This window comes from Hypericibacter terrae (genome assembly GCF_008728855.1).
GTDB lineage: Bacteria > Pseudomonadota > Alphaproteobacteria > Dongiales > Dongiaceae > Hypericibacter > Hypericibacter terrae.
In genome coordinates, this window is the sequence record NZ_CP042906.1 from 1,999,109 (window position 1) to 2,024,063 (window position 24,955).

A 24,955-nucleotide genomic window follows, 5' to 3' on the forward strand; every position below is an offset into this window, starting at 1 on the left:
TGATGTGTCCCATCATTTTCTGGCTATTCGGATGAAAAGCGCGATTCTATCTATGATGTAAAATGATGGTTTCTGTCAACAACCCTGAAGGACGGAGGGCAAGACTTTCAGAATTCAGAAGAAAAACCCTGCTCCAGAACGCGCACCCGTTTGCGATCTCAAATAACCTGTTATTTTGCAGTCAATTAACATCAAATCGTCACGCCCAAAAATCAGGCGCCCGCCCTCGAATTCGATAGCAAAAGAATGTCCGCCTGCCAAGCCACCCGGCGCAGGCCTTGGGGAAATGATCAAAGATTAGGCGCTCTGCATCTTTTTTGTTGACAGAGAATGCATCAAATATCATCAATCTTTCCATCAAAACGGGGCGACCGAGACCCCAACATTGGGAGGACTGATCCATGGCCGTGAGTGCCAAGACACCCGGACTGCGTTCATCGCTGAGCCGTCGCCGCGTTCTGAAGGCGGCGGGTTCGACGGCTGCCATTACGGCAGCGGTTGGGATCGCGCCTCGTTTCCTCACCATCCGCTCCGCGCATGCCGATACGGGCCTGGCGAGTGGGATGGTTGGCGGGCCGACCGGATTTCCGGGCGCCGAGCGCTACCAATATGGTCCCGACACGCCCGAGGCTCGCGCGATCGAAGCCCTCAAGGCGATGGTCGGCGCCGGCAAGGCGCCGAAGAAGCTCAACATGATGCTGTCCGACGGATCGGTCGGCCAGCTCACCAAGGCGTTCCCGGACGGGGCGCCCGCGGTGAAGGACCTGTTCGAGAAGGAAACCGGCATCGCGCTCGATATCGTCGGCGTTCCGTCCGGTCAGGAATTCACCAAGACGATGCAGGACATCTCGACCAAGGGCGGGTCCTTCGACGTCTATGCGACGGAGTGGAACCGGCTGGGCGATCTGGCCGAGACCAATGGCCTCGTCAAGATGGACGAGTTCGTCGAGAAATATCGCCCGCAATGGAACGAGCCGGGCCGCGGCTATGTCGGCGGCAGGCAGGGCGTGGCGCTGCTCAACGAATATCGCGGTCATACCTACGGCGTGGCGCTCGACGGCGACTTCCAATGCTGGGTCTACCGCAAGGACCTGTTCGAGAGCGCCGACGAGCAGTCGGCCTTCAAGTCCAAATATGGCTATGACCTGGCCTTCCCGACCACCTGGAAGCAGATGGACGACGTGGCGACCTTCTTCCACCGTCCGGACAAGGGCCTGTTCGGCTGCACCGATCTGCGCAACCAGGGCTGGGGCTACACCAACTGGTATCAGCGCTTCTGCTCGACCGCCTCGCCCAACCAGTATCTCTTCAAGGATGACGGGACGCCGCTGATCAACTCGGAGCACGGCATCCTGGCGACCCAGGAATATGTCGACAGCCTGAAATACCATTCGCCCGACGCGATCTCGTGGGGCTGGCCGGAGCAGTATGGCAACATGGCGGCCGGCGGTGCCGCCATGACCTGCGCCTTCTCCAACATGCCGAAGTTCCTCGACAACCCCGGCAACGAGGGTTCGAAGGTGACGGGCAAGCTCGCCTCCTCGAAGCCGCCGGGACGCGAGATCGACGGCAAGATCGTCAGCCGCTCGGTGCTGTGGCTCAACATGACGGCTTCGATCTCGGCCCAGGGCAAGCATGCGGAGGTCTGCTACCTGCTGCTGCAATGGCTGGGCTCGAGCCGGATCTACAGCTGGATGACCGCCAACCCGGCCGGTTATTTCGATCCGTTCCAGCTCGCCAATTTCTCGGACCCGCTGGTGCAGGAGACCTATCACGCCTACCACGTGAAGACGATCCAGGAGACGATCGCCCGCGCGGTGCCGACGATCAACTATCCGGGTGCGACCGCCTATCACAATGCGCTCGACGAGAATCTCGTGGCCGCTCTCACCAAGTCGAAGACGCCGGAGCAGGCGATGAACGACACGGAGAAGGAGTGGAAGAAGATCACGCGGCGCATCGGCGAGGAAAAGATCGTCGAGGCGATCAAGACCAACAAGGCCGCCTGGCCCACCATCCTGGACTGACTTGATCAGCAGGCCGGGCAGCGCTCGTCGCTGCCCGGCCGTTCTTTTTCTGGAACCTCGCGCAACCGGCCGGCTTCCCACCCATGAAGCGTTCCATCGCCTTCGAGCTCGTTCGCTACGCGCTGATCCTCGCCGCGGTCGCGATCACGCTCGTGCCGATCGTCTGGATGGCCACCATGGCCTTCAAGCCGATTCCCGAATGGACCGCGAGCGGTGCCGACCTTACGTGGTGGCCGCGCAACCCCACCCTCGACAATTTCCGCTTCGTGTTCGGCGAAGAGACGTCTGAATTGATCGTGGCGCTGGACAAGAGCGCGATTCGCCCGATCGCCGCCTCCCTGCTGGCCTCGATCTTCGGGACCCTGATCGCCATGATCTGCGGCACGGCTGCGGCCTATGGCCTGTCGCGCTTCAATGTCGGCGGCAACCTGCCGCTGGCCCTGATCCAGCTGCGCCTGTTCCCGCCGATGGCGGTGATGATCCCCATCATGATCATGTGGAGTTTCCTCGGCCTGGTGGACACCTGGTGGGGGCTGGCGCTGGTCTATGGCATCGTCACGCTGCCCTTCGCCTTCTGGCTGATGAAGACCTTCTTCGACGAGATGCCGCGCGAGATCGAGGAGGCGGCGCTGGTCGAAGGCTGCTCGCGCTTCCGCGTCTTCATGCGCATCACCCTGCCGGTGATGCGGGCACCCCTGGCGAGCTCGGCGCTCTTCGTCTTCATCCTCAACTGGTCCGACTATCTGATCGGCCTGCTGCTCACCACCAAGGAGTGGGTGACGGTGCCGGTCTACATGGCCAGCCTGTCTTCTTCCATGACCGGGCAGCTCTATGGCGCCAAGGCGGCGCTGGGGCTGATCGCGGCCGTGCCGCCGGTCGTGTTGGGCATCGCGATCCAGAAATATCTGGTTCGCGGCCTGACCTTCGGCGCGCTCAAGCAGTAGGCGGGAACGCGAAACGTCATGACCGCCACGACCTCGACCCCTGCGAGCCTGCCGCGGCAACTGACCCTGGACGAGGAGGGAAAGCGCCTCGGCTTCCGCATGACGCTGCCGACGCAGATCCTGATCCTCTTCATCGCCGTCTTCCCGCTGCTGATGCAGATCTATATCAGCCTGACGGACTGGTCGCCGCTCGACGGCGTGAGCTGGATCTCGGCCTATGAGAGCTGGAACAATTTCGCCAACTTCGTCGATCTGATCCAGGACGACCGGCTCTGGGCGGCGCTGCGGCGCACTTTCCTGGTCATGGCGGTCTGCGTCCCGGCGCAGTTCTTCCTGGCGCTGGGGTTGGCGGTGCTGTTCGTCGACAATTTCATCGGCAAGCGGCTGTTCTACTCGATCCTGCTGACGCCGATGATGGTGGTGCCTTCGGTCGCCGGCTACATGTTCTTCATGCTGTTCCAATCGGGCGGGCCCATCAACGGCATCATCTCCGGCGTCACCGGCATGGATTTCGCGGTCGCCTGGCTCTCCGACCCGCATCTGGCGCTGGTCGCGGTAATGATCGCCGATGTCTGGCAATGGACGCCGCTGATGTTCCTGATCCTGCTGGCGGGCCTGATCGGCGTGCCGGAGGACCAGCTGCGCGCGGCGACCCTGCTGGGCGCCTCCTGGTGGCAGCGCTTCACCACCATCATGCTACCGCGCATCAAGATCGTCATCGTGATCGCGCTGGCGATCCGGGTGGTCGAGATTTTCAAGATCTTCGATACCCTCTATGTGATGACGGGCGGCGGTCCCGGCGTCGCGACCGAGACCATCTCGGTCTATATCTACAAGATCACGACCCAGGACCTGACCTGGGCCTATGTCGCGGCCATCGCGCTCTTCATCCTGATCACGCTGTCGGTGCTGGCCAACATGGCGCTGCGCCGGATGGGACGGAGAAGCTGACATGGCCGCCATCCATCTCGAGAACCTGGTCAAGCATTTCGGCGGTTTCTCGGCCATCAAGCAGATGGACCTCGAGATCCGCGACAAGGAGTTCATGGCGCTGCTGGGCCCCTCGGGCTGCGGCAAATCCACCACCATGAACATCATTGCCGGCATGGAGAGCCCGAGCTCGGGCCGCGTGCTGTTCGACGGCGTCGATGTCTCGCAGACGCCGATGGGCAAACGCGGCGTCGGCTTCGTGTTCCAGAACTACGCCATCTTCACCCATATGACGGTCCGCCAGAACCTGGCCTATGGCTTGAAGATGCGCCGCCTGCCCAAGGCCGAGATCGACAAGGCCGTCGCCAAAGTCGCGCAGCTCTTGCAGCTCGAGCCCTATCTCGACCGGCCCGCGGCCAAGCTCTCGGTCAATATCCTGCAGCGCCTGGCGATCGGCCGGTCGGCGGCCGTCAATCCCTCGATCTTTCTGCTGGACGAACCACTGTCGAATGTCGATGCGGCCTTCCGGGCGGTCATGCGTACCGAGCTCAAGCATCTGCAGCGCGAGTTCGGTCAGACCATGGTCTATGTGACCCACGACCAGCTCGAGGCCATGACCATGGCCGACCGGATCGCGGTCATGGATCACGGCCTGCTGCAGCAGGTCGGCAGCCCGCTCGACGTCTATAACAACCCCTGCAACACCTTCGTCGCACGCTTCCTCGGCGCCCCCGGCATGAATCTCATCGCCGGCGCGGTGGTCGAGGAGAATGGGAAGCTGTCGGTCGATTGCGGGCCGGCCGGCCGTTCCGGGACGCTGGCGGCGCCCCTGGCGGCCGGCGTTCGCAAGGCCGGGGCGAAGGATGTCCATTTCGGCATTCGGCCCGAGGATCTCGAGTTCGCCGCGGAGGGCGGGGCGGGCCTCGTCATGCAGGTCGTGTTCGTCGAGCGGATCGGGCCGCGCGCCATCCTGCATCTGACGGCCGGGGACCGGAACGCGAAGATCGTGGCCGAGAACCTGGCCGCGGTGAAGACGGGCGAGCGGCTGCGCCTCAGCCCACGGGCGGGCCGGATCCGGCTCTTCGATGCCGGCAGCGGCCGCGCGATCCTGGAGGCCTGACCCGCATGGCCGAGATCGAATTCGTCAACGTCTCGAAAAGCTTCGGCAAGACCGTCGCGGTCAAGGATCTGTCCTTCCGCGTCGCCGACAACGAGTTCTTCTGCTTTTTCGGGCCGCCCTCCTCGGGCAAGACCACGATCCTGCGCCTGATCCTGGGGTTGGAGACGCCCGACCAGGGCGAGGTCAGAATCGGCGGCCGGAACGTGACGCTCCTGCCGCCGGCCGCGCGCAATGTCGCGATGGTGTTCCAGAATCTCGCCCTCTTTCCGCATATGACGGCGCGCGACAATATCCGTTTCCCGCTGGTTGAACGCAAAGTGGTGCCGGCGGTGGCCGAGGCGCGCCTCGCCGCCGTCGCCGAGAAGCTCCATATCGGCCATATCCTGCACAAGCTGCCAGCCCATCTCTCGGGCGGCGAGCGCCAGCGCGTGGCCATCGCGCGTGCCCTCGTGGTCGAGCCCAACGCCTATCTGATGGACGATCCGATTTCGGCGCTCGATGCGCGGCTGCGCGAGGAGACCCGCGTCGAGCTCAAGCGCATCCAGACCGAGCTCGGGCGGACCCTCGTCTATGTGACGCATGACCAGGAGGAGGCGATGTCGGTCGCCGACCGCATGGCCGTGCTGGAGCATGGCGAGATCCGCCAGCTCGGCAGCCCGCGCGACATCTATATGACGCCGGCCAGCCGCTATGTGGCCCGGCTGGTGGGGTCCCCGCCGATCAATCTCATTCCCGGCCGCATGGACCAGGCGCAGTCGGTCTTTCGGGCCGACGGCGGCGAGCTCAAGGTGCCGCTGGCCAACCGGTCGCAGGCGGGGGCAGGGGGGCTCGAGCTGGGCGTCCGTCCCGAAGATGTCCGCATCGTCTCGCCCGATCGCGCCGATGCCGCCCATGCCGAGGTCTATGAGCTGCAGCCGCTCGGCGGCTACACGATCGTCGACGTGAAATATGGCGGCCTCATCCTGCGCGCCCTGGTCCAGGGCCAGACCGCCTTGAAGCTCGGCGAGCGCATCGGCCTGCTGCTCGACCCGGCGCGGATCCATCTGTTCTCGAGCGAGGACGGTCGCGCCTTCGCCCACGGCACCTCCGCTACCGCCGCCGCATAAGGAGAGAGGAAACCCTCATGACGGACGCACTCGGTTTTTCCCCGGACCCGGAGATCCGCTGCCGCGATTTCAAGATCGGCTGCATCGGCGCCGGCTTCATCATGGCCGACGTCCACCTGGCCTCCTATCACGAGGCGGGATTCCCGGTGGTGGCCATCGCCTCGCGCACCAAGGCGAAGGCGGCCGATGTCGCGAAGCGCTGGAACATCGGCACCGTCCATGACACGCCGGAGACGCTGATCGAGGATCCGCGGGTGGAGATCCTCGACATCGCCTATCCGCCCGACCAGCAGCCGGACCTGATCCGGCACGCCCTCAAGCAGAAGCATATCAAGGCGATCCTGGCGCAGAAGCCGCTCGCCATGACCTTCGAGGAAGCCAAGCGGATCGCGGCCGAATGCAAGGCCGCGGGCAAGGTGCTCTCGGTCAACCAGAACATGCGCTTCGACCAGTCGATGCGCGTCTTGAAGCAGATCCTCGACAAGGGCTCGCTCGGGACGCCGGTGCTGGCCACGATCGAGATGCGGGCGATCCCGCATTGGCAACCTTTCCTGCATGAATATGACCGCCTCACCCTGCTCAACATGTCGATCCATCACCTCGACGTGCTGCGCTTCCTGTTCGGCGATCCCAGCGACATCTATACGGCGGTCCGTTCCGATCCGCGCACGACCTTTCCCCATCGCGACGGTATCACCGTCTCCACCATGACCTTCCCTTCGGGCCTGATGGCGGTCTCGATGGAGGATGTGTGGAGCGGTCCGCGCGAGGAGGGCTACGAGTCCGACATCTATATCAAGTGGCGCGTCGAAGGCACGGAAGGTGTGGCCCAGGGCACCATCGGCTGGCCCGACTATCCGAAAGGCTCGCCCTCGACCCTGCGCTACTGCTCGAAGAAGGCGACCGGCGGCAAGTGGGTGCAGCCCACCTGGTCGACCATGTGGTTCCCCAATGCCTTCAAGGGCGTGATGGAGCAGCTGCAATATGCGCTCAAGACCAATACCCGGCCGCTGCTCGAAGGCCAGGACAATGTGAAGACCATGGCCCTGATCGAAGCCGGCTATCGCTCGATGGCCGAACGGCGCGCCGTGCGCCTCGACGAATTCCACATCTGAACCGCACCATCATCGGAGGAGGATAACCCATGATCCAGGTCGGTATTTTCTCAGGATACTTCCCCTACACGCTGAAAGAGCAGGCTCAGAAGATCCGGGCGCACGGCTTCAACACGGTGCAGCTCGACCTGGCGTTCAAGGACATCGACTTCTCGACGCCCGAATCGATCACCAAGGAAAAGGCCAAGACCGTCCGCGAGACCTTCCGCGATCACGATCTGCCGATCTGCTGCATCTCGGGCTACACCAACATCACTCACCCCAATCCGGCCGAGCGCAAGAAGCGCCTAGACTATCTCAAGGCGATCATCCGCAACGCGCGCAACTTCGGCTCGCCCTACGTCATCTCGGAAACCGGCACTTTCAATACGGAATCCGACTGGGTCGCCCATCCGAAGAACAAGACCGAGGAAGGCTTCCAGGAATGCAAGGCGGTGATCAAGGAGCTGTCGCAGATCGCCTATGACCATGGCGCGCAGTTCCTGCTCGAGACCTATGTGAACAATGTGGTGGGCTCGGTCGAAGAGACGGTCCGCCTGTTCGCCGAGGTCGACCATCCGGGCCTAGGGCTGCTGATGGATCCGACGAACTATTTCGAATCCCACAATATCGAGAAGATGGACGGGGTGCTGAAGCAGATCTTCGACACGCTGTCGGACAAGATCCGCATCTCCCATGCCAAGGACGTGAAGCGCTCGGGCGGCGACAAATCGGAGAAGCATGCCGATATCGACGCCTCGGAATCCCACACCTTCCGCGGCGTCGGCGAGATCGAGCTGCCGGCGCCGGGCCTGGGCTCGCTGAACTACGACTACTATCTGAAGCGCCTCAGCGAGAAGCACCCGAACATTCCGATCATCATCGAGCATCTCGACGAGACGGATGTGCCGCGGGCGAAGAAGTTCATCGACGGCCGCCTGCGCGCCAACGGCGTCTGATCGAGGGAAGGCGGCGGAGGCCGGCATCGTCGGGTGCTGGCCTCACGGTCCTTTCGCGTGCCCAAAGACTGGAACAGGCTTTCGAGGTCAGATCATGGTGCAGCTATTCGGCCGCTCCTATACCCGCCGCGAGGTGGCGGCCCATGCCGGCATGCTGTCGCAGTTCGCCGGCGTGCGGCTGATGACATTGGGCGACGGTGTCGAGCGCGACATCCGCATGCTCGAGTTCCGCACCGGCTCGGGCCTGCGCTTCACCGTGCTGCTGGACCGCGCCTTCGACGTGGCCGACTGCGAATATAAGGGCCAGGCCATCGGCTGGAACTCGCCGAGCGGCTTCCGCCATCCGGGCCTGCATGAATATGAGGGCGAGGGCGGGCTCGCCTGGCTGCGTTCGTTCTCGGGCCTGGTCGTGACCTGCGGACTCGACCACATCCTCTTCATGCATGAGGACAAGTCCGACCATTACCACTATGTCCATCGCAAGTCGGTCAACAGCTCGATCCATGGCCGTATCTCAACCACCCCCGGCAAGCTGATCGCTTATGGCGAGCAGTGGGACGGCGACGAATGCACCTTGTTCTGCGAGGGGGTGATCCAGCAGTCGGCGGTGTTCGGCGAGGATCTCCATCTGATCCGCCGCATCGAGGCGAAGCTGGGCGCCAGCGAGTTCACGATCCAGGACCGGGTCGTCAATCACGGCTTCTACCGCACGCCGCATATGTTCTGTTACCACATCAATATCGGCCATCCGGTGCTGTCGGAGGGCTCGCGCTATCTGGCGCCGGTCGCCCATACGGTCTGGGCCGCCCATGCCGAGGACTATAAGAAGCAGGAGGTCGGCTATCGCCGCCTGCCGGGACCGCGCCACAACTTCCATGAGCAGGTCTGGCAGCATGCGATGGCGGCCGACGCCGCGGGGCAGGTTCCCGTCGCCATCGTCAATGACGCGCTGGGGTTGGGATTCCTGGTCGAGACCAACAAGAACGAGTTCCCCTGCCAGTTCCAGTGGCAGAATTTCCAGGAAGGGCAGTATGCGATCGGCATCGAGCCCTCGACCAACCATGTCTATGGCAAGTCCTTCGCGCAGGAGCGCGGCGAGCTGATCTGGCTCGAGCATGGCGAGGAGAAGCGCTACAAGACCCGCTTTGCCGTTCTCGACGGCGCCCAGGCCCTTGCGGCCGCGGAGAAACGCATCACGGCCATCGCCAGGCAGCCCGACAGCGACTATCCGGATCCCAGCAACCGCTGGGATCCGATCGCCGGCCGTGGGAAGTCAGCGGGAGTTCCGGCATGACGCTCAAGGGCAAGACGGTTCTTTATACGGGGGCTGCGGGCGGCCTCGGCCATGACACCTCGATGGCTATGGCGGCCGCGGGTGCCCGCGTCATCGCGATCGACAGCGATCCGGTCAAGGCCGAGCGGCTCGCCAACTCGGCCAAGCATGCGGGACCGGGCTCGATTGTCCTGGAAGCCATCGATCTGAGCGATCTCAAGGGGCTTGCACGCCGTCTGGCGGAGATCGCGAAGCGTGAAGGCGGCTTCGATATCGTCATCAACAATGCCGCGATCTATCCTTCCAAGCCGTTCGAGCAGTACACGATCGAAGAGCATCAGGCCGTACAGCGCGTCAATGTCGATGCCGGCATCGTCTGCGTGCAGACGGCGCTGCCCGACATGAAGCACAAGGGCTGGGGCCGGATCGTCAATATTTCGAGCGTGACCTTCTATGGCGGTTGGGCGCTGCTCTCGCCCTATGTCGCCTCCAAGGCCGCGCTGGTCGGGCTGACCCGCGCCTGGGCGCGTGAGTTCGGGCCGCATGGCATCACGGTGAACGCCATCGCGCCGGGCGCCTTCCCGACCGATGCCGAGAAGATCCATCCCGATCCCGAGGGCTATACCCGCTTCGTGCTGGATCACCAGGCGCTCAAGCGGCGCGGCTCGGCGGCCGACATCGCCAATGCGATCCTGTTCCTCATCTCCGATCAATCCAGTTTCATCACCGGCCAGACGCTCAATGTCGATGGCGGCTGGGTGATGCATTAATCGACGCATACGAGGTTTCTACGATCATGGGTATTCTGACCGGCTATCGCGTTCTCGACTGCTCGATCGCCATGGCGGGGCCGTTCGCGGCCCAAAGGCTGGGCGATCTGGGCGCCGATGTCGTGAAGGTCGAACCGGTGACGGGCGAATGGCAGCGCCATGTCTCGGCGGGCGGCGCCAAGGGCAATCGCATCAACGTCTCCTTCCTCTCGCTCAACCGCAACAAGCGCTCGATTGCAGTCGATCTCAAATCGGCCGAGGGCAAGGCCGTTCTGATGGATCTGGTCAGGACCGCCGACGTGTTCCTGCAGAACTACCGTCCCGGCGTCGCCAAGCGGCTGGGCGTCGATTACGAGAGTCTCTCCAAGATCAACCCCAGGCTCATCTATGTCTCGATGTCGGGTTATGGCGAGACCGGTCCCTATATCAACAAGCCCGGCCAGGATCTGGTGCTGCAGGGTATGTCGGGCGCGATGCTGTCGGCCGGCCGGGAAGGCGAGGCGCCGACGCCGGCGGGCCAGTATTTGGTCGATGCCGTCACGGCCTATACGGCCTTCGAGGGCGCCCTGGCCGCGCTGCTTCATCGCGAGCGCACCGGCGAGGGGCAGCTGGTGACCGTCAACATGCTCGACGCCATCACCACCCTGCAGATGCAGGAGCTGTCGATCTTCACCGTGGCCGGCAAGCCGCAGACGCGCTCGGCCGAGCCCCATGCCCATGTCTATATCCGCGCGCCCTATGGCGCCTTCGCGACCAGGGACGGGTCGATCATCGTCTCCTTCCCAAGTCTCAAGAAGTTCGGCGGCCTGATCGGCGAAGACTCCTTCCTGACCATGGAGGACGAGACGGACTCCTGGACCCGGCGCGACGAGATCTTCGCCAAGACGCGCGAACGGCTGAAGACCCGGACCAGCGCCGAATGGCTCGAGCTCTTTGCCGCCAACGACATCTGGGCGGGCCCGGTCTATGGCTATGAGGACCTGGTCAAGGATCCGCAGATCGAGCTCAACGGCACCTTCGTCGAGTATGACCATCCGACCGAGGGCCATGTGAAGACGCCGGGCTTCCCGATCAAGTTTTCCAAGGCGCCCTCGACCGTCGAGCGCGGAGCGCCGCTGGCGGGCCAGCATACGCGCGAGATCCTGAAAGCCGCCGGCTATGACGATGCGCGGATCGATGCGTTGATGAAGTCGGGCGCGCTCGCCGAAACCAAAGTCTAGCCATGCCGGCCTACCGGGGGCTGACCTGGGATCATCCGCGCGGCTACAAGGCGCTGCAGGCGGCGGCCGCGCGGCTTGACGAGGCGCGCGACGGTCTGAAGATCCACTGGGACCGCCAGCCGCTCGAGGGCTTCGAATCCCATCCGATCGACGATCTCTGCCGCCGCTACGACATCGTCGTGCTCGACCATCCGCATATCGGCGAGGCCGTCGCGAAACGCTGCCTGCAGCCGCTTGAATCCATCTTCGTAGGCGACGAGATCGCGGCCTGGGGACGGGACACGATTGGACCCTGCCTGACCAGCTATCGCTATGCCGGTTCCCATTGGGCGCTGCCGCTGGATGCGGCGACGCAAGTGATGGCGCTGCGCCCCGATCTCCTGGATCGCGACCCGCCGCGGAGCTGGGCGGAGATGCTGGCTCTGCCGGCGAACATTCCGCTCTGTCTCTCACTTGCCGGTCCCCATGCGATCCTGAGCCTCATGTCGATGTCGGTCGCGCTGGGCGAGGTGCCGGGCGCCGGCGATCCGAGCCGGTTCCTGGCGGCCCGGGCGGTGGCGGCGGCGCTGGATATCCTGCGGCCCTTGAGCGAGCGCAGCCTGCCGGCGGCGCGCGACCTCAATCCGATAGGGATCCTGAACCGGATGGCCGCGGGCGACGATCTGGTGCTCTGCCCGCTGGTCTATGGCTATGTGAATTATTCGGCGCCGCGCGATCCGAAGGCCAAGCGCGTCGCTTTCCATGATGCGCCCGCGGCCAAGCCCGGGGGCCGGCCCGGCTCGACCCTGGGCGGCACTGGGATCGCCATCAGCACGCGCTGCCAGGTTTCACCGGCGCTGCTCGATCATCTCCGCTGGCTGATAGGTCCCGAGGCCCAGACTGGATTCATCCCGGCCAACGAGGGGCAACCCAGCCGTCGCGAATCCTGGCAGGATGCGGGCGTCAACGCCGCCTGGGGTGATTTCTACCGGAACAGTGCCCGGACCCTGGAGCAGGCCTGGGTCCGGCCCCGCTTCGATGGCTATATCGCGTTCCAGACGCAAGCCTCGGCGATCCTGCGGGAGGGGCTGGACGAACGCCAGCCCGCAGCCGGGATCGCCGGGCGGTTACAGGATTGCTACACCGCCTTGCGCCCAACAGGCGCCGAACTCTGACGGGGTCGAACGATGGACGAGAACATCCTCTGCACGGTCGAAAACCAGGTCGCGATCATCACCTTGAACCGGCCGGCGAAGCTCAACGCCATGACGCCGGAGATGATCCAGTCGATCATCGCGGCGACCGATCGCTGCAACCGCGACGACAATGTGCGCGTCGTGATCGTGACCGGAGCCGGGGAGAAGTCCTTCTGCGCCGGCTCCGACATCCGCGAGCTCGATACCTATCCCACACCCTGGGCCTTCCGCTCGCGCCCCGACTATTGCGACGCGGTGCGCAGGCTGGTGAAGCCTTCGATCGCCGCGGTCAATGGCTATGCCTTCGGCGGCGGGCTCGAGACGGCCATGAGCTGCGACATCCGGATCTGCTCGCCCAATGCGCGCTTCGCGGCGCCCGAGATCAAGCTGGGCTGGATCGGCGGCGGCGGCATGGCGGTCAACCTCGCCCATGCGGTCGGGCCGTCGAACGCGGCCCTCATGATCATGACCGGCGATCCGATCGAAGCCGAGAAGGCGCTGGCCTGGGGCCTGGTCAGCGAGGTCGTGGCGTCGGACAAGCTGATGGCCCGGGCGCGCGAGATCGCCGCCGCCATCGCGGCGCGGGCCCCGATCGCCGCCGAGACCGCCAAGCTCAATCTGCGTGCGGCCTTCTCGATGCCGCTCGACAAGGCGATCGAATATGAGCGCGATCTTCAGACCGTCTGCTTCGCGACCGAGGACGCGACGGAAGGCCGCCAGGCCTTCAAGGAAAAGCGCGTGCCCGTCTTCAGGCGGCGCTGAGGACCGATCATGAGCCATCCCCTGCCGTTGAGCCTGTCGGTCGCGACCACCCTGCCGGAGGATGCGGGATCGGCGACCCTGATCGGCCGTATCTGGCGGCCCGAGGTCGAGGGACCGTCCGTCGTGCGGCTCGAGGGCGAGACGCTGCTCGATATCACCAAGGCTTTCCCGACGGTCTCGCAGCTCTGCGAGGAGAAGGACCCGGCCAGGGCCGCGAAGGCAGCCAAGGGCGAGCGGGTAGGAAGTCTCGCCGATATCCTGGCCAACACCCCGACCGATCGCCAGGACACGACCAAGCCGTCGCTGCTGGCGCCGATCGACCTGCAGGCGGTCAAGGCCTCGGGCGTCACCTTCGTGACCTCGCTGATCGAGCGCGTCATCGAGGAACAGGCGCGGGGCGCGCCCGAACGCGCGGCTGCCGTCCGGTCCGAGATCCTCGCCGCCATCGGCAGCGATCTGCGGTCGTTGAAGCCCGGTTCGCCCGCGGCGGCGGCGCTCAAGGAACTGCTCATCAAAAAGGGCATCTGGTCGCAATATCTCGAGGTCGGGATCGGGCCCGATGCCGAGATCTTCACCAAGGCCCAGCCGATGGCCTCGGTCGGCCATGGCGCCGAGATCGGCATCCATCCGGGCTCGAGCTGGAACAATCCCGAGCCGGAAGTGGTGCTGGCGGTTTCCTCGGCAGGCCGCATCGTCGGTGCCACGCTCGGCAACGACGTCAATCTGCGCGATTTCGAGGGCCGCTCGGCACTGCTGCTGGGCAAGGCCAAGGACAACAACGCCTCCTCGGCGATCGGGCCGTTCCTGCGGCTTTTCGACGGCGGCTTCTCGCTCGATCATGTGCGCAAGGCGCATATCGGCCTGCGGGTGGAGGGGCCGGATCAGTTCCGGCTCCAGGGCGGCTCCTCGATCTCGGAGATCAGCCGCGATCCCGAGGAGCTCGTGGAGCAGCTGATCGGCGCCTATCATCAATATCCGGACGGCGTGGTCCTCTATCTCGGCACCATGTTCGCGCCGATCCAGGACCGGCGCGGGCCCGGGCAGGGCTTCACCCATGAGATCGGCGATATCGTCACGATTTCGACCCCGACCCTGGGCAGCCTGACCAACCGCGTCACCACCAGCGACAAGGCGCCGGCCTGGCGCTTCGGCGCCACGCAGCTCATGCGCAATCTGGCGAAGCGCGGCCTGCTTTAGACGCGGCCAGCGTTTCAGAAGATGCCGGAATTGAGGGTCAGCTGGGCCAGCCGGTCCAGGGCCTCCGTCATGCGGGCCAGCAGGAGGGCATCGGGTGGCGCCAGCGGATCGATCCGGGCGAAAGCCTCGGCGGCGGTGCGGAAGCTGTCGATCATCGGGGCGAGCGTGGCCCTGCAGCGCTCATCCTGGAGCGCCATCATCGACGCCAGGGCGGTATTGAGGGCCTGCACGGCGCGGTCGCGCTGGGCGCTGAGCTGATCGCGATAGAAACCGAGCAGGCGGGTCCGGCCGAGATCCAAGGCCGGAAGACTGACGATGTTCGTCATGGCGGCGATCCTGAAATGAAGAGACGATGACGGTGCCGAGGGCCGGAGCGGGCAGGGGCGTTGGTTATGCGGCCCATGCCCGCTCCGTTTCCTTGGCGTCAGGCGGCGCGGATGTTGTCCAGGAACTTGCTGACCTCGCCGCGCAGCACTTCCGACTGCTTGGCAAGATCGCCCGCCGTGGACAGAACCTGGGCCGAGGCGGCTCCGGTCTGGCCGGCGGCCTGGGTCACGCCGGTGATGTTGGTCGAGACCTCGGAGGTTCCGGCCGCCGCCTGCTGCACATTGCGCGCGATCTCCTGGGTGGCGGCTCCTTGCTCCTCGACGGCCGAGGCGATGGCGGTCGCGATCTCGCTGATCTTGGTGATGGTCGAGCCGATCCCCTCGATGGCGGTCACGGCCCCGTCGGTCGCTCCCTGCATCGCCTGGATCTGGCCGGCGATCTCCTCGGTCGCCTTCGAGGTCTGGGTGGCCAGCGATTTGACCTCGGAGGCCACCACCGCGAAGCCCTTGCCGGCTTCGCCGGCACGGGCGGCCTCGATCGTGGCATTGAGCGCCAGGAGGTTGGTCTGGCTGGCGATGTCGTTGATGAGCTGCACGACATTGCCGATCTTCTGCGCGGCATCGGCGAGGCCCCTCACGGCGCCGTTGGTCCGCGTCGCTTCATCGACGGCACGGCCGGCGATCTGGGTCGATTCCGAAACGCGCCGCGTGATCTCGCTGATCGAACTGGTCAGCTCCTCGGCCGCGGCCGCCACCGTCTGGACATTGGTGGAGGCCTCTTCCGAGGCGGCCGCGACGGCGGTCGACTGGCGCGAGGTCTCTTCGGCGGTCGCCGACATGCTCTCGGCCGTCGAACGCATCTCGGTCGCCGCGGAGGCGAGGATCCCGAGCAGACCCGAGACCGATTCGTCGAAGCTCTTGATATAGCCTTCGATTGCGCGTTGGCGTGCTTCCTTGCGTTCCTGCTCCTTGGCCTGCTCGGCAGCCAGGCGGTCCATCTCGATCGCGTTCTGCTTGAAGACCTCGACGGCATCGGCCATCTGGCCGATCTCGTCCTTGCGGCCGAGGGCGGGAACCGTGATCGCCTTGTCGCCGCCGGCGAGCCTGGTCATGGCGCCGGTCATGGCGACGATGGGACGCGAAATACCCCGGCCGATCAGCCAGGCGATGACGAGACCCAGCACCAGGCCGCCGGCGCTCAGCAACGTGGACAGGGTCTTGGTGCCGGCAATCACGCCGTCGGTGTCCGTGGCGTCCTGTTCCTCGTCAGAGGCCGCATCCTTCTTGATCGCGTCGGCATCGCCCGTGATCGCCTTGACCTCGCCGGCAATGGTGACGGTGGTCAGCGATTCGAGGTTGTCGTCGAAGGTCTTGCTCTGCTGGAAGGCGTCCTCGTAGCTGGCAACCAGGGTCTTGATCTGGTCGACCTCGCTGCGAAGCGCAGGCGTCAGCGTCAGCTTGTCCAGATCCTCCAGGCTTTTCTTGACGCCCTGGAAGGCCTCCTCGGCCGCCTGGGCGTTGGACGATTCATGGCGGTCCAGCATCAGGTTCGCGTAGAGCCGGGCCTTCATCATCTCGAGCAGCGCGGTGCTGGCGAGGACCGAGGCGGCGCTATTGCCGTCCTGGCTCGCCTGCCGGCCGACATCGACGAAGTCGTCGGCGAGCTTCGGGCCTTCGACGTCGAGAACGTCGGTCGCAATGTGGGTCCGCTGCGTCTCGATATCGACGACCTTGTCGAAATCCGTCACCAGGTCCTTGAGCGACGTTCCGATGCCCTGGATGTCCTGCTTCTGCGCGTCGTCGATCGCTTCGCTGCTGCCCGTCGCGATGTCGTCCTCGAGCTGCTTCTCGATCTCGTGGGTGGCGTCGGCGTCGGCGGCATCGCCGGTCTCGACGAACATCTCGACATGGCGGCGCAGATCGGTGAGGTTGCGCTCGATCGTCTGGGCATCCGATGCGATGTTGACGACGTCGGTGTAGTTGGCGAACTCGGTCGCGACCCTGCTGAAGCCGAAGAATCCCACCAGTGCAATTGCGGCGAGGATCGCCAGTACGCAGAGAAACCCGAGGATCACCCGGGTGCGGATTTTCATGTTCGCAAGGAAATTGCCGCGGCCCGGGAGGCTCGCAGCGGTGATGGCCGTCATTTTTCTCTCCTCTAACGCCGCGGATGCGGCGGCCTTGTCGCGGGTGATGTTTCCCCGTCGTTTGAAGCGCCCTCCAGAGGCACTACAACCTATACGGGAATTTCATAAAAATTGACTCGTATTGCGAGTCTCGGCGACAAAGATTGAGAAGATGTGGATAAGTCTTCTATCCTTTCGGATAGGAATTTGGCGGTGATTTCTGGGCGATCTATATCTAAGGGTGTAGTTTTCGGTCGAAAACTGCCATGGCCTTGGGGATCGACCGGTGCAAAGGACAACGCGGAATTGCCCTACTCCAAATTTGATCGTCTGCCGTGGAGCTGCGGTCCAAGCAGCTGGGCGAAACCTTATAGGAACTTAAGCCTACAAGTCGCCCGGCGACCGGCGCCGATCCTGCCTCGGGCTCCGTGCGGGTGGGCCGCCTTCCGGGCCCGTGCCACGCCGCTTTTGCAGCGCCCCGGAACAGGAAAATTCCCAGTAATTTCAATCCTCAAAAGGCTCTCGACTTTGACCGGTCCGCTGCACATGATGGGCGCCCATTGATTGGGCGGCCAACGGGCCGGTTGCAGGGAGGAATGAAGGATGCGGACAGTCGCCGCCGTGCGCGCGCAGGAGATCAACCCGGCTCGGCTGACGGGGCTCTACCGCAGGGAATTCGAGCTCTGCCAGGTGAAATCTGGCGAGACCGTCGTGGTGCTGACCGATCTGGCGGCGCGGCGCGAATATGTTGAGGCCGCCTTCGCCGCGGCCGACGATCTCGGCGCCGACATCTATGAGATCTGCGTGAACGCGATCCCCTCCTGGACCAAGGTCGGGGTGCCGACGGTCGGCAAATGCAAGGGTACGCTCGACGCGATCCGCCAGGCCGACATCCTGGTCTGCCTCCATATCCCGCTCTTCACTGCCTGGCTCAAGGAGGTGATGAATGGCGGCACGCGCGTGCTGATGATCATCGACGCGCCGGACGATCTGGAACAGCTCCTGGCGCCGAAGGGTCTGAAGGAGGCGGTCAAGCATGCCCATGGCCGCCTCGCCCAGGCGCGCGAGATGCGCATCCTCAGCGACGCCGGCACCGATCTCACGGTCAAATGCGGCGAATATCCGGTGATGAGCCAGTGGGGCTATGCCGACGAGCCCGGTCATTTCGATCATTGGGGCGGCGGGCATGTCCATACCTTCCCGAACGAGGGGACGGCGAACGGCACCGTGGTGGTGCAGCCGGGCGACATCGTCGTGCTGCCCTATTGCCGCTATGTGCAGGACCCGATCCGGCTCGAGATCCGCGACGGCTTCATCCGCAAGATCGAAGGCGGGCTCGACGCCAAGCTGATGAATGACTGGCTCGAGGACAACCGCGCGCATCCCGGCGACATGGACGGCCACGCCGTCTCGCATCTGGGCTGGGGTCTCAATCCGCAGGCGCGTTGGTACAATATCGCGCTCAATGGCGACGCGCCGGAACGCAGCCATGCCAGTGCCCGCACCTTCCCTGGCAACTTCCTGTTCTCGACCGGGCCAAACACGCAGGGAGGCGGCAAGCGCAGGACCAAGGGCCATTACGACGTGCCGATGCGCGACTGCACCGTGCTGCTCGACAACGCCACGGTCATCGAGCGCGGCAAGTTCGTCGATCCCGCCATGATCGTTCAGCGCGAAACGCGCTGAACCGGGCTTCGCTGGGGTTGGGCGCGAGGCCGGCGACGGCGATCGAAGGGATCGGGGTGGGCTAGGGTCATGAAGATCGAGGATGGGTTCACCGTGCGCGCGTCGCGCGACCGGGTCTGGGCCTTCATTACCGACCCCGAGCAGGTCGGCCCCTGCATTCCCGGCTGCACCGGCATCCAGGTGACGGGGCCGAACAGCTATAAGGCCGGCGTTCGCGTCGCCATCGGTCCGATCAAGGCCGAGTTCAAGCTCGATGTGCAGGTCGAGGAGCAGGTTCCGCCGAACTATCTGCGCTCCCTGACGAAGGGCGAAGAGGGGAGCCGCGCCTCCATGCTCCAGGCCAAGACGCTGCTGGAGCTGCAGGAGCCGGAGCCCGGCGTCACGGAAGTCCGCTACAGCACCGAGATTTCGATCGTGGGTCGGCTCGGCAAGTTCGGGTTGGGTGTGATGAAGAAGAAGGCCGAGGGCATCGGCGGCGATTTCGTGAAGACCATGCGCGAGAGGCTCGAGCCCGCCGCATGAGCGCACCTCTGCTCCATATGCCGGACAGCCTGAAAGAGGCGGCCCGCCTGCTGGCGGCGGATCCCGAAGCGAAATGCCTCGCCGGCGGCGCCACCCTCGTCGCGATGATGAATGCCGGGCTGGTGCAGCCCAGCGCCCTTGTCAGCCTGCGCAAGATCGAGGGGCTGGCGGGCATCGAGCGCCGGGCCGACGGTTCGGTTCGGATCGGTGCGATGACGCGCCACCGCATCACGGCGAATTCGTCCGAGCTCGCGGCCGGCCAGACGGTCGTGAAGCAGGCGGCCTCCGTGATCGCCAATCCGCCGGTGCGCAATATGGGGACGATGGGCGGCTCGATCGCCTTCGCCGATCCGGGTGCCGATTATCCGCCGGCCCTGGTCGCCGCCGATGCGGAGATCGAGCTCCTCGGCGGCGGCGGCACGCGGCGCCTCAAGGCGGCCGAGTTCTTCACCGACTGGTATCAGACGGCGCTGGAGCCGGGCGAGCTGGTCGCGGCGATCCACTTGCCCGCCGGCGATGCGCGGGCCATCGGTCATTACGACAAGCTGGCGCGGGTCGAGGGCGATTACGCGACGGCCTCGGTCGCGGTGGTGCTGACCCTCGCGGGCGGCATTTGCACCGGGATCGCGATCGCGGTCGGCGCCTGCGGGCCGAAGCCGGTGCGGTTGGCCGAGGCCGAGCGCAAGCTCATCGGCAGCGAGCTCGACGATGCCTCGCTCGCCGCGGCGGGTGTACTCCTGGCGGACGCCGCCGATCCTGTCGACGATGTCCGCGCCAGCGCCGATTACCGGCGCCTCGTGATTCCGCGCCTGGTTCGCCGGGCGGTGCGTGCGGCGAGGGCGCTGGCCCGATGACCGACATCGCCGTCACCTTGAAGGTCAATGGCCGTGACCGGACCTGCCTTGTTCCGGCCGACGAGACCCTGCTCGAGACCCTGCGCGTGCGGCTCGGCCTGACCGGCGCCAAGCGCGGCTGCAATCAGGGTGTCTGCGGCGCCTGCACCGTACTGATCGAGGGTCAGCCCGTGCGCGGCTGCCTCTCGCTCTCGGCCAATTGCGACGGCAGTGCCGTCACCACGATCGAGGGCCTCGCCAAGGGCCGGGCCCTGGCGCCGATCCAACGGGCCTTCGCCGACGCCGGCGCCGTGCAATGCGGTTTCTGTTCCGCCGGCATGATGCTGGCGGCGACGGCACTCGTCGCGGAGCATCCGAAGGCCACGGTCGACGAGATCAGGGCCGGGCTTGCCGGCAATCTTTGCCGCTGCTCGGGCTATCGCAAGATCGTCGAAGCCGTTTTGTCGGTCGTGACGGAAGGTGCGCCATGAGCGAGCCCGCCATGGCCGTGGGCCTGAGCCTGCCCAAGCTCGAGACGCTCGAGAAGGTGACGGGCCGCGCGCAATATATCGCCGACATGTCGCGACCGGGCATGCTGCATGGCGCGATCCTGCAGAGCCCCTACGCCCATGCGCGCATTCTCCGGTATGACACCAGCGCGGCGCTGGCGCTGCCGGGGGTCCATGCGGTCGTGACCGGCGACGATTTCGGCGAGCATCGCATGGGGGCCTTCGTCAAGGACGAGACCGCCATCGCCAAGGCCAAGGTGCGCTATGTCGGCGAGCCGGTCGCGGCGGTCGCGGCCGACGACGAGGCGACCGCGCGCCAGGCCTGCCAGTTGATCGACGTCGACTACGAAGAGCTGCCCGCGATCCTGACGGTCGAGGAGGCGCTGGCGCCCGATGCGGCGATCATCCATGAGGGACTCGCCGATTATTTCAAGGTGTTCTCGGCCATCTCCAAGGGCAATTCGCTCTCCTATACCGAGATCAAGGAAGGCGACATCGAGCAGGGCTGGCGCGAGAGCGACCTGATCTTCGAGAGCATCTTCGAGACACCGGCCCAGGCCCATCTCGCGATAGAGCCCTGCGGCGCGCTGGCGGAGACCGACGCGCAAGGGCGCGTCACGCTCTGGTCTGCGAACCAGTCGGTGTTCCGGGTCCAGGCCAATGTCTGCGAATCGCTGGGCCTGCCGATGTCGAAGCTGCGCTGCGTGACTCCGCGCATCGGCGGCGGTTTCGGCAACAAGATGGAAGCCCATATCCAGCCGATCGCGGTCAAGCTCGCGATGGTCACCGGCCGGCCGGTCAAGATGATCCTCACCCGCGAGGAGGATTTCCAGATGGTGCGGGTGCGCCATCCGGCGAAGATCCGCGTCAAGACCGGTGTCAAGCGCGACGGCACGCTGGTCGCGCGCGAATGCGAGCTCCATCTCGACGGCGGCGCCTTCGGCGACGACAGCCCGGGCGTGCTGGGCTATGCGCTGCTGATGTCGCGCGGGCCCTATCGCATCCCGCATGCGCGCGTCCACGGCCACGTCGTCTATACCAACAAGCTGCGCTCCGGGGCCTTCCGCGGCTTCGGCAATCCGCAAGTCTCGTTCGGGACCGAGACGCAGCTCGACGAGATCGCCGAGGCGCTGGGCCTGGATCCGATCGAGCTTCGGCTCAAGAACATGATGAAGCCGGGCGATCATTGGCTGGGTGGGCAGCGGGTCGATTCCAATGGCTTGGCGGACTGCATCGAGGCGGTGCGAAAGGCTTCGGGCTGGGACCGGCGCCAGGCGCTGCCGGCGCCGCCGGAGGGAAAGCGGCGCGGCTTCGGCTTTGCCGTCGCCGGTCATATCAGCGGATTGCTCGGCACCGGCGCCATCGTGCGGCTGCTCGAGGACGGCTCGGTCGTGCTCAATACCGGGGCGGTCGATATCGGGCAGGGGTCGGATACCGTCCTGACGCAGATGTGCGCCGAGGTGCTCAAGATCCCGATGGAACAAGTCTCGACCGCGTCGCCCGACACCGACGGCTCGCCTTATAACTGGGGCACGACCGCGAGCCGCGTCACCTACACCACGGGCCGTGCCGTGGTGGCGGCCTCGCGTGAGGTCGAGCGCCAGATCAAGGAGCAGGCGGCCGACATCTTCGAATGCAGCGTGGAGGATCTGGAGCTGCGGCCCGGCGGCCGCGTGGGCATCAAGGGTGTTCAGGCCAAGGAGCTGCCCTTCCTCGTGGTGTCGGCCCGCGCCCACTGGCGCAAAGGCGGACCCATCGTCGGCAGCAACACGCTGGTCTACGACACCCCGACGGTCGATCCCAAGCGGGCGATCGCGCTCGGTCTGCCCTTCGCGCAGATCGGCGTCTACAGTTTCGCCGCTCTGGTGACGGAGGTCGAGATCGACGAGGCCACAGGCCAGACCGAGGTCAAGCGCCTCTGGACCGCGGTCGATGTGGGCAAGGCGATCAACCCGCGCCAGGTCGAAGGCCAGATCGAGGGCGGGGTAGTGCAGGGGATCGGCTTCGCGCTCATCGAGGAAGTGGTCTGGGACGGGGCGCGCCTCGCGAACCCCACCCTCATGGACTACAAGATCCCCGGGACGATGGACATTCCCTACGAGCTCCATTCGATCATCGTCGAGCATGCGCAGGGCGACGGGCCGTTCGGCGCGAAGGGCGTCGGCGAGATCTCGCTGGTGCCGGTGCCCTGCGCCATCGCCAATGCGATCCACGACGCCGCGGGTGTGCGGCTGCGGCGCCTGCCGATGAATGCCGAGCGCGTCCTGCGCGCCTGCCTGGCCAAGGAAGACGGGGCGAAGGAGGACGGCCTTGCGCATTGAGGATTATCCGCCGCAGGAGCCCTTCTCCGAGGTCGGCAAGCGCTACCATGACGAGGCGATGCGGCTGGGGGCCGGGATCGTCGGCGAGGATCATCGTTATGGCGAGGATCCCTATCAGGGCGTGGCCCTCTACCGCCCGGCCAAGCCGAACGGTCGGGTGCTGGCCTTCCTCCATGGCGGCGGCTGGACCAACGGCTACAAGGAGTGGATGGCCTTCATGGCGCCGGCCTTCACCGCGGCCGGCTATCTCTTCGCCTCGATCGGCTATCGCCTTGCGCCGCAGCATGTTTTTCCCGCCGGTGTCGATGACGCCGCGGCCGGTTTCGCCTGGGTCTGGCGGGAAAGCGGCGGCAAGCCGATCTTCATCGGCGGCCATTCCGCCGGCGGTCATTACGCCAGCCTGCTGGCCGTGACCCGGGACTGGCAGGGCCGGCTGGGCATAGCGGGCGATGCGATCCGCGGCTGCCTGCCGATCTCGGGCGTTTACGATTTTGCGGCCGGGTCCGGCCTCGCCATGCGGCCCCGGTTCCTGGGGACCGGCGATACCGAACGGGCGGCCAGCCCGATCCATCGGATCGACGGGCGCCCGCGACCCTTCTTCATGGCGCATGGCGAGCGCGACTTTCCGCATCTGATCCGGCAAGCTGAGGCCATGGAGGCCGCCTTGAAGGCAGCCGGGGCCGAGGTTTCGCGGATCGTGCTGCCGGGCCGCGACCATTTTACCGCCAGCTATGCGGGCGGCGAACCCGACGGCCCGTGGGTGCCGGCGGCCATCGACTGGATGAACAAGCAACCATAAAGACGACAGGGGAGGCGAAGACGATGTTGAAGAAATGGATGGGAGCGGCCCTCGCGGTGGCGGGTCTCGCTCTTGCCGGTATGGCGACGGCCCAGGCGGCCGAGCCGGTCCGGATCGGATTCTCGATCGCGCAGACCGGCCTGTTCGCGGCCGCCGCGCCCTCGCAGCTCAATGCCTACGAGTTGTGGAAGGAGCAGGTGAATGCGGCGGGCGGGCTCGATGTCGGCGGCACCAAGCGGCCGATCGAGTTCGTCATGTATGACGACCAGTCCAATCCAGACCAGACCGTGCGCATCTATGAGAAGCTGATCACCGAGGACAAGGTCGATCTCCTGCTCGCCCCCTGGGGCACGCCGATGCATTTCGCGATCGCGGGCGTGCTGGAGAAGTACCAGTTCCCGGTCGTCGGCAACTCCGCCGCCTCGGTGCAGCTGCGCGACCTCAAGCCCGGCAATATCTGGTTCCCGACCTCGGCCATCCCCGACCGGATGGCGGAGGAGTTGGCCAAGATGCTGACGGCCAACGGCGCCAAGACCGCCGCCGTCATCACCAACCAGCTGCCCTTCTCGCTGGAGATCAAGCAGTTCCTGATCCCGGCCCTCGACAAGGCCGGCATCAAAGTCGCCGTCAATGACGAGTATCCGCCCGACGTGAAGGACATGACGGCGCTGCTTGGCAAAGTGAAGGCCGCCAACCCGGACGCGGTGCTGGCGCTCTCCTATCCGAACGATTCGATTCTCTATATGAACCAGGCCAAGGAAGTCGGCATCAAGGCGCCGTTCCAGTTCGTGCTGGTGGGCCCGACCATCGACTTCTTCGGCAAGATGTTCGGCAAGGATCTGGACGGCATAGTCACCATCGGCCATTGGACCCCGGCCAAGGCCGATTGGCCGAAGGCGAAACCCTTCTTCGACGCCTATGTGGCGAAGTTCAACGCCAATCCGGACTATCTGGATTCCGCGCTCGCCTACATGTCCTGCGAAATCCTGCAGCAGGCGGTGGCGACGGCAGGCCTCGACAAGGCCAAGATCCGCGAAGCGATCTCGACCATGACCTTCGACACGATCAACGGCCCGGTGAAGTTCGAGGGCGTTCAAAACGTGACCACGCCGACCTCGTTCCTGCAGTTCCAGGACGGCAAGGCGCAGCTGGTGTGGCCGCCGGAAGCGGCGACCGCGCCCTACAAGCCGCGCAGCTGATCGCCTGAGAACCGAAGGGCGCGGGAGAAGCGGGCGACCGCCTCTCCCGCGCCGCTT

At 65.3% G+C, this 24,955-nt stretch carries 22 protein-coding genes; 20 read left to right on the top strand and 2 right to left on the bottom strand.

Annotated elements, in window-relative coordinates:
* Positions 1 to 401 precede the first annotated feature (401 nt).
* From FRZ44_RS09195 to FRZ44_RS09255, 13 genes are all read left to right on the top strand, one after another.
* Positions 402 to 2,027: an extracellular solute-binding protein gene (locus tag FRZ44_RS09195; RefSeq protein ID WP_151176901.1), complete on the top strand. Its 1,626-nt coding sequence runs from the start codon at positions 402 to 404 to the stop codon at positions 2,025 to 2,027.
* Between the two features lie 83 nt (positions 2,028 to 2,110).
* Positions 2,111 to 2,971 carry a carbohydrate ABC transporter permease gene (locus FRZ44_RS09200; protein ID WP_151176902.1) on the top strand — a complete coding sequence of 287 codons (861 nt, stop codon included), beginning with the start codon at positions 2,111 to 2,113 and terminating at the stop codon, positions 2,969 to 2,971.
* An 18-nt stretch (positions 2,972 to 2,989) separates the two neighbouring features.
* Positions 2,990 to 3,922 (top strand): carbohydrate ABC transporter permease, encoded by a 933-nt coding sequence (locus FRZ44_RS09205; RefSeq protein ID WP_151176903.1) that lies wholly within the window; start codon positions 2,990 to 2,992, stop codon positions 3,920 to 3,922.
* A 1-nt stretch (position 3,923) separates the two neighbouring features.
* A complete protein-coding gene (locus FRZ44_RS09210) occupies positions 3,924 to 5,021 on the top strand; it encodes an ABC transporter ATP-binding protein (protein WP_151176904.1) in 1,098 nt (365 codons plus the stop codon).
* A gap of 5 nt (positions 5,022 to 5,026) precedes the next feature.
* Positions 5,027 to 6,127, top strand: coding sequence for an ABC transporter ATP-binding protein (locus FRZ44_RS09215; RefSeq protein WP_151176905.1), 1,101 nt, complete (start codon positions 5,027 to 5,029; stop codon positions 6,125 to 6,127).
* A 17-nt stretch (positions 6,128 to 6,144) separates the two neighbouring features.
* Positions 6,145 to 7,242 carry a Gfo/Idh/MocA family protein gene (locus tag FRZ44_RS09220; RefSeq protein WP_151176906.1) on the top strand — a complete coding sequence of 366 codons (1,098 nt, stop codon included), beginning with the start codon at positions 6,145 to 6,147 and terminating at the stop codon, positions 7,240 to 7,242.
* A 29-nt stretch (positions 7,243 to 7,271) separates the two neighbouring features.
* The gene (locus FRZ44_RS09225; protein ID WP_151176907.1) at positions 7,272 to 8,180 is read left to right on the top strand and encodes a sugar phosphate isomerase/epimerase family protein; all 909 of its coding nucleotides are present in this window, start codon (positions 7,272 to 7,274) and stop codon (positions 8,178 to 8,180) included.
* Between the two features lie 94 nt (positions 8,181 to 8,274).
* Complete coding sequence (locus FRZ44_RS09230; protein WP_151176908.1) at positions 8,275 to 9,474, top strand: aldose 1-epimerase family protein; 1,200 nt, start codon at positions 8,275 to 8,277, stop codon at positions 9,472 to 9,474.
* Complete coding sequence (locus FRZ44_RS09235) at positions 9,471 to 10,223, top strand: SDR family NAD(P)-dependent oxidoreductase (protein WP_151176909.1); 753 nt, start codon at positions 9,471 to 9,473, stop codon at positions 10,221 to 10,223. The genes FRZ44_RS09230 and FRZ44_RS09235 overlap by 4 nt, the downstream gene beginning before the upstream one ends.
* Before the next feature lie 26 nt (positions 10,224 to 10,249).
* Complete coding sequence (locus FRZ44_RS09240) at positions 10,250 to 11,443, top strand: CaiB/BaiF CoA transferase family protein (protein WP_151176910.1); 1,194 nt, start codon at positions 10,250 to 10,252, stop codon at positions 11,441 to 11,443.
* A 2-nt stretch (positions 11,444 to 11,445) separates the two neighbouring features.
* Positions 11,446 to 12,597, top strand: a complete 1,152-nt coding sequence (locus FRZ44_RS09245) for an extracellular solute-binding protein (protein WP_151176911.1) — start codon at positions 11,446 to 11,448, stop codon at positions 12,595 to 12,597.
* 12 nt (positions 12,598 to 12,609) lie between these two features.
* A complete protein-coding gene (locus FRZ44_RS09250; protein ID WP_151176912.1) occupies positions 12,610 to 13,380 on the top strand; it encodes an enoyl-CoA hydratase/isomerase family protein in 771 nt (256 codons plus the stop codon).
* A 9-nt stretch (positions 13,381 to 13,389) separates the two neighbouring features.
* On the top strand, positions 13,390 to 14,577 hold the full coding sequence (locus tag FRZ44_RS09255) for a fumarylacetoacetate hydrolase family protein (protein WP_151176913.1): 1,188 nt from the start codon (positions 13,390 to 13,392) through the stop codon (positions 14,575 to 14,577).
* 14 nt (positions 14,578 to 14,591) lie between these two features.
* Here FRZ44_RS09255 and FRZ44_RS09260 read toward each other — a convergent pair whose 3' ends face one another.
* On the bottom strand, positions 14,592 to 14,903 hold the full coding sequence (locus FRZ44_RS09260) for a hypothetical protein (RefSeq protein WP_151176914.1): 312 nt from the start codon (positions 14,901 to 14,903) through the stop codon (positions 14,592 to 14,594).
* Positions 14,904 to 15,001: 98 nt separating this feature from the next.
* The gene (locus FRZ44_RS09265) at positions 15,002 to 17,050 is read right to left on the bottom strand and encodes a HAMP domain-containing methyl-accepting chemotaxis protein (RefSeq protein ID WP_225308620.1); all 2,049 of its coding nucleotides are present in this window, start codon (positions 17,048 to 17,050) and stop codon (positions 15,002 to 15,004) included.
* Positions 17,051 to 17,632: 582 nt separating this feature from the next.
* On the opposite strand from FRZ44_RS09265, the gene FRZ44_RS09270 reads away from it, so the two are divergent.
* From FRZ44_RS09270 to FRZ44_RS09300, 7 genes are all read left to right on the top strand, one after another.
* Positions 17,633 to 18,715: a M29 family metallopeptidase gene (locus tag FRZ44_RS09270; protein WP_151176915.1), complete on the top strand. Its 1,083-nt coding sequence runs from the start codon at positions 17,633 to 17,635 to the stop codon at positions 18,713 to 18,715.
* Positions 18,716 to 18,784: 69 nt separating this feature from the next.
* On the top strand, positions 18,785 to 19,237 hold the full coding sequence (locus tag FRZ44_RS09275) for a CoxG family protein (RefSeq protein ID WP_151176916.1): 453 nt from the start codon (positions 18,785 to 18,787) through the stop codon (positions 19,235 to 19,237).
* Positions 19,234 to 20,091 carry an FAD binding domain-containing protein gene (locus tag FRZ44_RS09280; RefSeq protein WP_225308621.1) on the top strand — a complete coding sequence of 286 codons (858 nt, stop codon included), beginning with the start codon at positions 19,234 to 19,236 and terminating at the stop codon, positions 20,089 to 20,091. Before FRZ44_RS09275 ends, FRZ44_RS09280 begins: the two co-directional genes overlap by 4 nt.
* Positions 20,088 to 20,561, top strand: a complete 474-nt coding sequence (locus tag FRZ44_RS09285; protein WP_151176917.1) for a (2Fe-2S)-binding protein — start codon at positions 20,088 to 20,090, stop codon at positions 20,559 to 20,561. The genes FRZ44_RS09280 and FRZ44_RS09285 overlap by 4 nt, the downstream gene beginning before the upstream one ends.
* Positions 20,558 to 22,900 (top strand): xanthine dehydrogenase family protein molybdopterin-binding subunit, encoded by a 2,343-nt coding sequence (locus FRZ44_RS09290; protein ID WP_151176918.1) that lies wholly within the window; start codon positions 20,558 to 20,560, stop codon positions 22,898 to 22,900. The genes FRZ44_RS09285 and FRZ44_RS09290 overlap by 4 nt, the downstream gene beginning before the upstream one ends.
* The gene (locus FRZ44_RS09295) at positions 22,890 to 23,699 is read left to right on the top strand and encodes an alpha/beta hydrolase (RefSeq protein WP_191908508.1); all 810 of its coding nucleotides are present in this window, start codon (positions 22,890 to 22,892) and stop codon (positions 23,697 to 23,699) included. The genes FRZ44_RS09290 and FRZ44_RS09295 overlap by 11 nt, the downstream gene beginning before the upstream one ends.
* 23 nt (positions 23,700 to 23,722) lie before the next feature.
* On the top strand, positions 23,723 to 24,898 hold the full coding sequence (locus FRZ44_RS09300) for an amino acid ABC transporter substrate-binding protein (protein WP_151176920.1): 1,176 nt from the start codon (positions 23,723 to 23,725) through the stop codon (positions 24,896 to 24,898).
* The last annotated feature ends 57 nt before the right edge of the window (positions 24,899 to 24,955 follow it).

Coding starts and splice junctions, on each gene's coding strand:
- FRZ44_RS09195 (WP_151176901.1), top strand. CDS start 402: ATGGCCGTGAGTGCCAAGACACCCGGACTGCGTTCATCGCTGAGCCGT.
- FRZ44_RS09200 (WP_151176902.1), top strand. CDS start 2,111: ATGAAGCGTTCCATCGCCTTCGAGCTCGTTCGCTACGCGCTGATCCTC.
- FRZ44_RS09205 (WP_151176903.1), top strand. CDS start 2,990: ATGACCGCCACGACCTCGACCCCTGCGAGCCTGCCGCGGCAACTGACC.
- FRZ44_RS09210 (WP_151176904.1), top strand. CDS start 3,924: ATGGCCGCCATCCATCTCGAGAACCTGGTCAAGCATTTCGGCGGTTTC.
- FRZ44_RS09215 (WP_151176905.1), top strand. CDS start 5,027: ATGGCCGAGATCGAATTCGTCAACGTCTCGAAAAGCTTCGGCAAGACC.
- FRZ44_RS09220 (WP_151176906.1), top strand. CDS start 6,145: ATGACGGACGCACTCGGTTTTTCCCCGGACCCGGAGATCCGCTGCCGC.
- FRZ44_RS09225 (WP_151176907.1), top strand. CDS start 7,272: ATGATCCAGGTCGGTATTTTCTCAGGATACTTCCCCTACACGCTGAAA.
- FRZ44_RS09230 (WP_151176908.1), top strand. CDS start 8,275: ATGGTGCAGCTATTCGGCCGCTCCTATACCCGCCGCGAGGTGGCGGCC.
- FRZ44_RS09235 (WP_151176909.1), top strand. CDS start 9,471: ATGACGCTCAAGGGCAAGACGGTTCTTTATACGGGGGCTGCGGGCGGC.
- FRZ44_RS09240 (WP_151176910.1), top strand. CDS start 10,250: ATGGGTATTCTGACCGGCTATCGCGTTCTCGACTGCTCGATCGCCATG.
- FRZ44_RS09245 (WP_151176911.1), top strand. CDS start 11,446: ATGCCGGCCTACCGGGGGCTGACCTGGGATCATCCGCGCGGCTACAAG.
- FRZ44_RS09250 (WP_151176912.1), top strand. CDS start 12,610: ATGGACGAGAACATCCTCTGCACGGTCGAAAACCAGGTCGCGATCATC.
- FRZ44_RS09255 (WP_151176913.1), top strand. CDS start 13,390: ATGAGCCATCCCCTGCCGTTGAGCCTGTCGGTCGCGACCACCCTGCCG.
- FRZ44_RS09260 (WP_151176914.1), bottom strand. CDS start 14,903: ATGACGAACATCGTCAGTCTTCCGGCCTTGGATCTCGGCCGGACCCGC.
- FRZ44_RS09265 (WP_225308620.1), bottom strand. CDS start 17,050: ATGACGGCCATCACCGCTGCGAGCCTCCCGGGCCGCGGCAATTTCCTT.
- FRZ44_RS09270 (WP_151176915.1), top strand. CDS start 17,633: ATGCGGACAGTCGCCGCCGTGCGCGCGCAGGAGATCAACCCGGCTCGG.
- FRZ44_RS09275 (WP_151176916.1), top strand. CDS start 18,785: ATGAAGATCGAGGATGGGTTCACCGTGCGCGCGTCGCGCGACCGGGTC.
- FRZ44_RS09280 (WP_225308621.1), top strand. CDS start 19,234: ATGAGCGCACCTCTGCTCCATATGCCGGACAGCCTGAAAGAGGCGGCC.
- FRZ44_RS09285 (WP_151176917.1), top strand. CDS start 20,088: ATGACCGACATCGCCGTCACCTTGAAGGTCAATGGCCGTGACCGGACC.
- FRZ44_RS09290 (WP_151176918.1), top strand. CDS start 20,558: ATGAGCGAGCCCGCCATGGCCGTGGGCCTGAGCCTGCCCAAGCTCGAG.
- FRZ44_RS09300 (WP_151176920.1), top strand. CDS start 23,723: ATGTTGAAGAAATGGATGGGAGCGGCCCTCGCGGTGGCGGGTCTCGCT.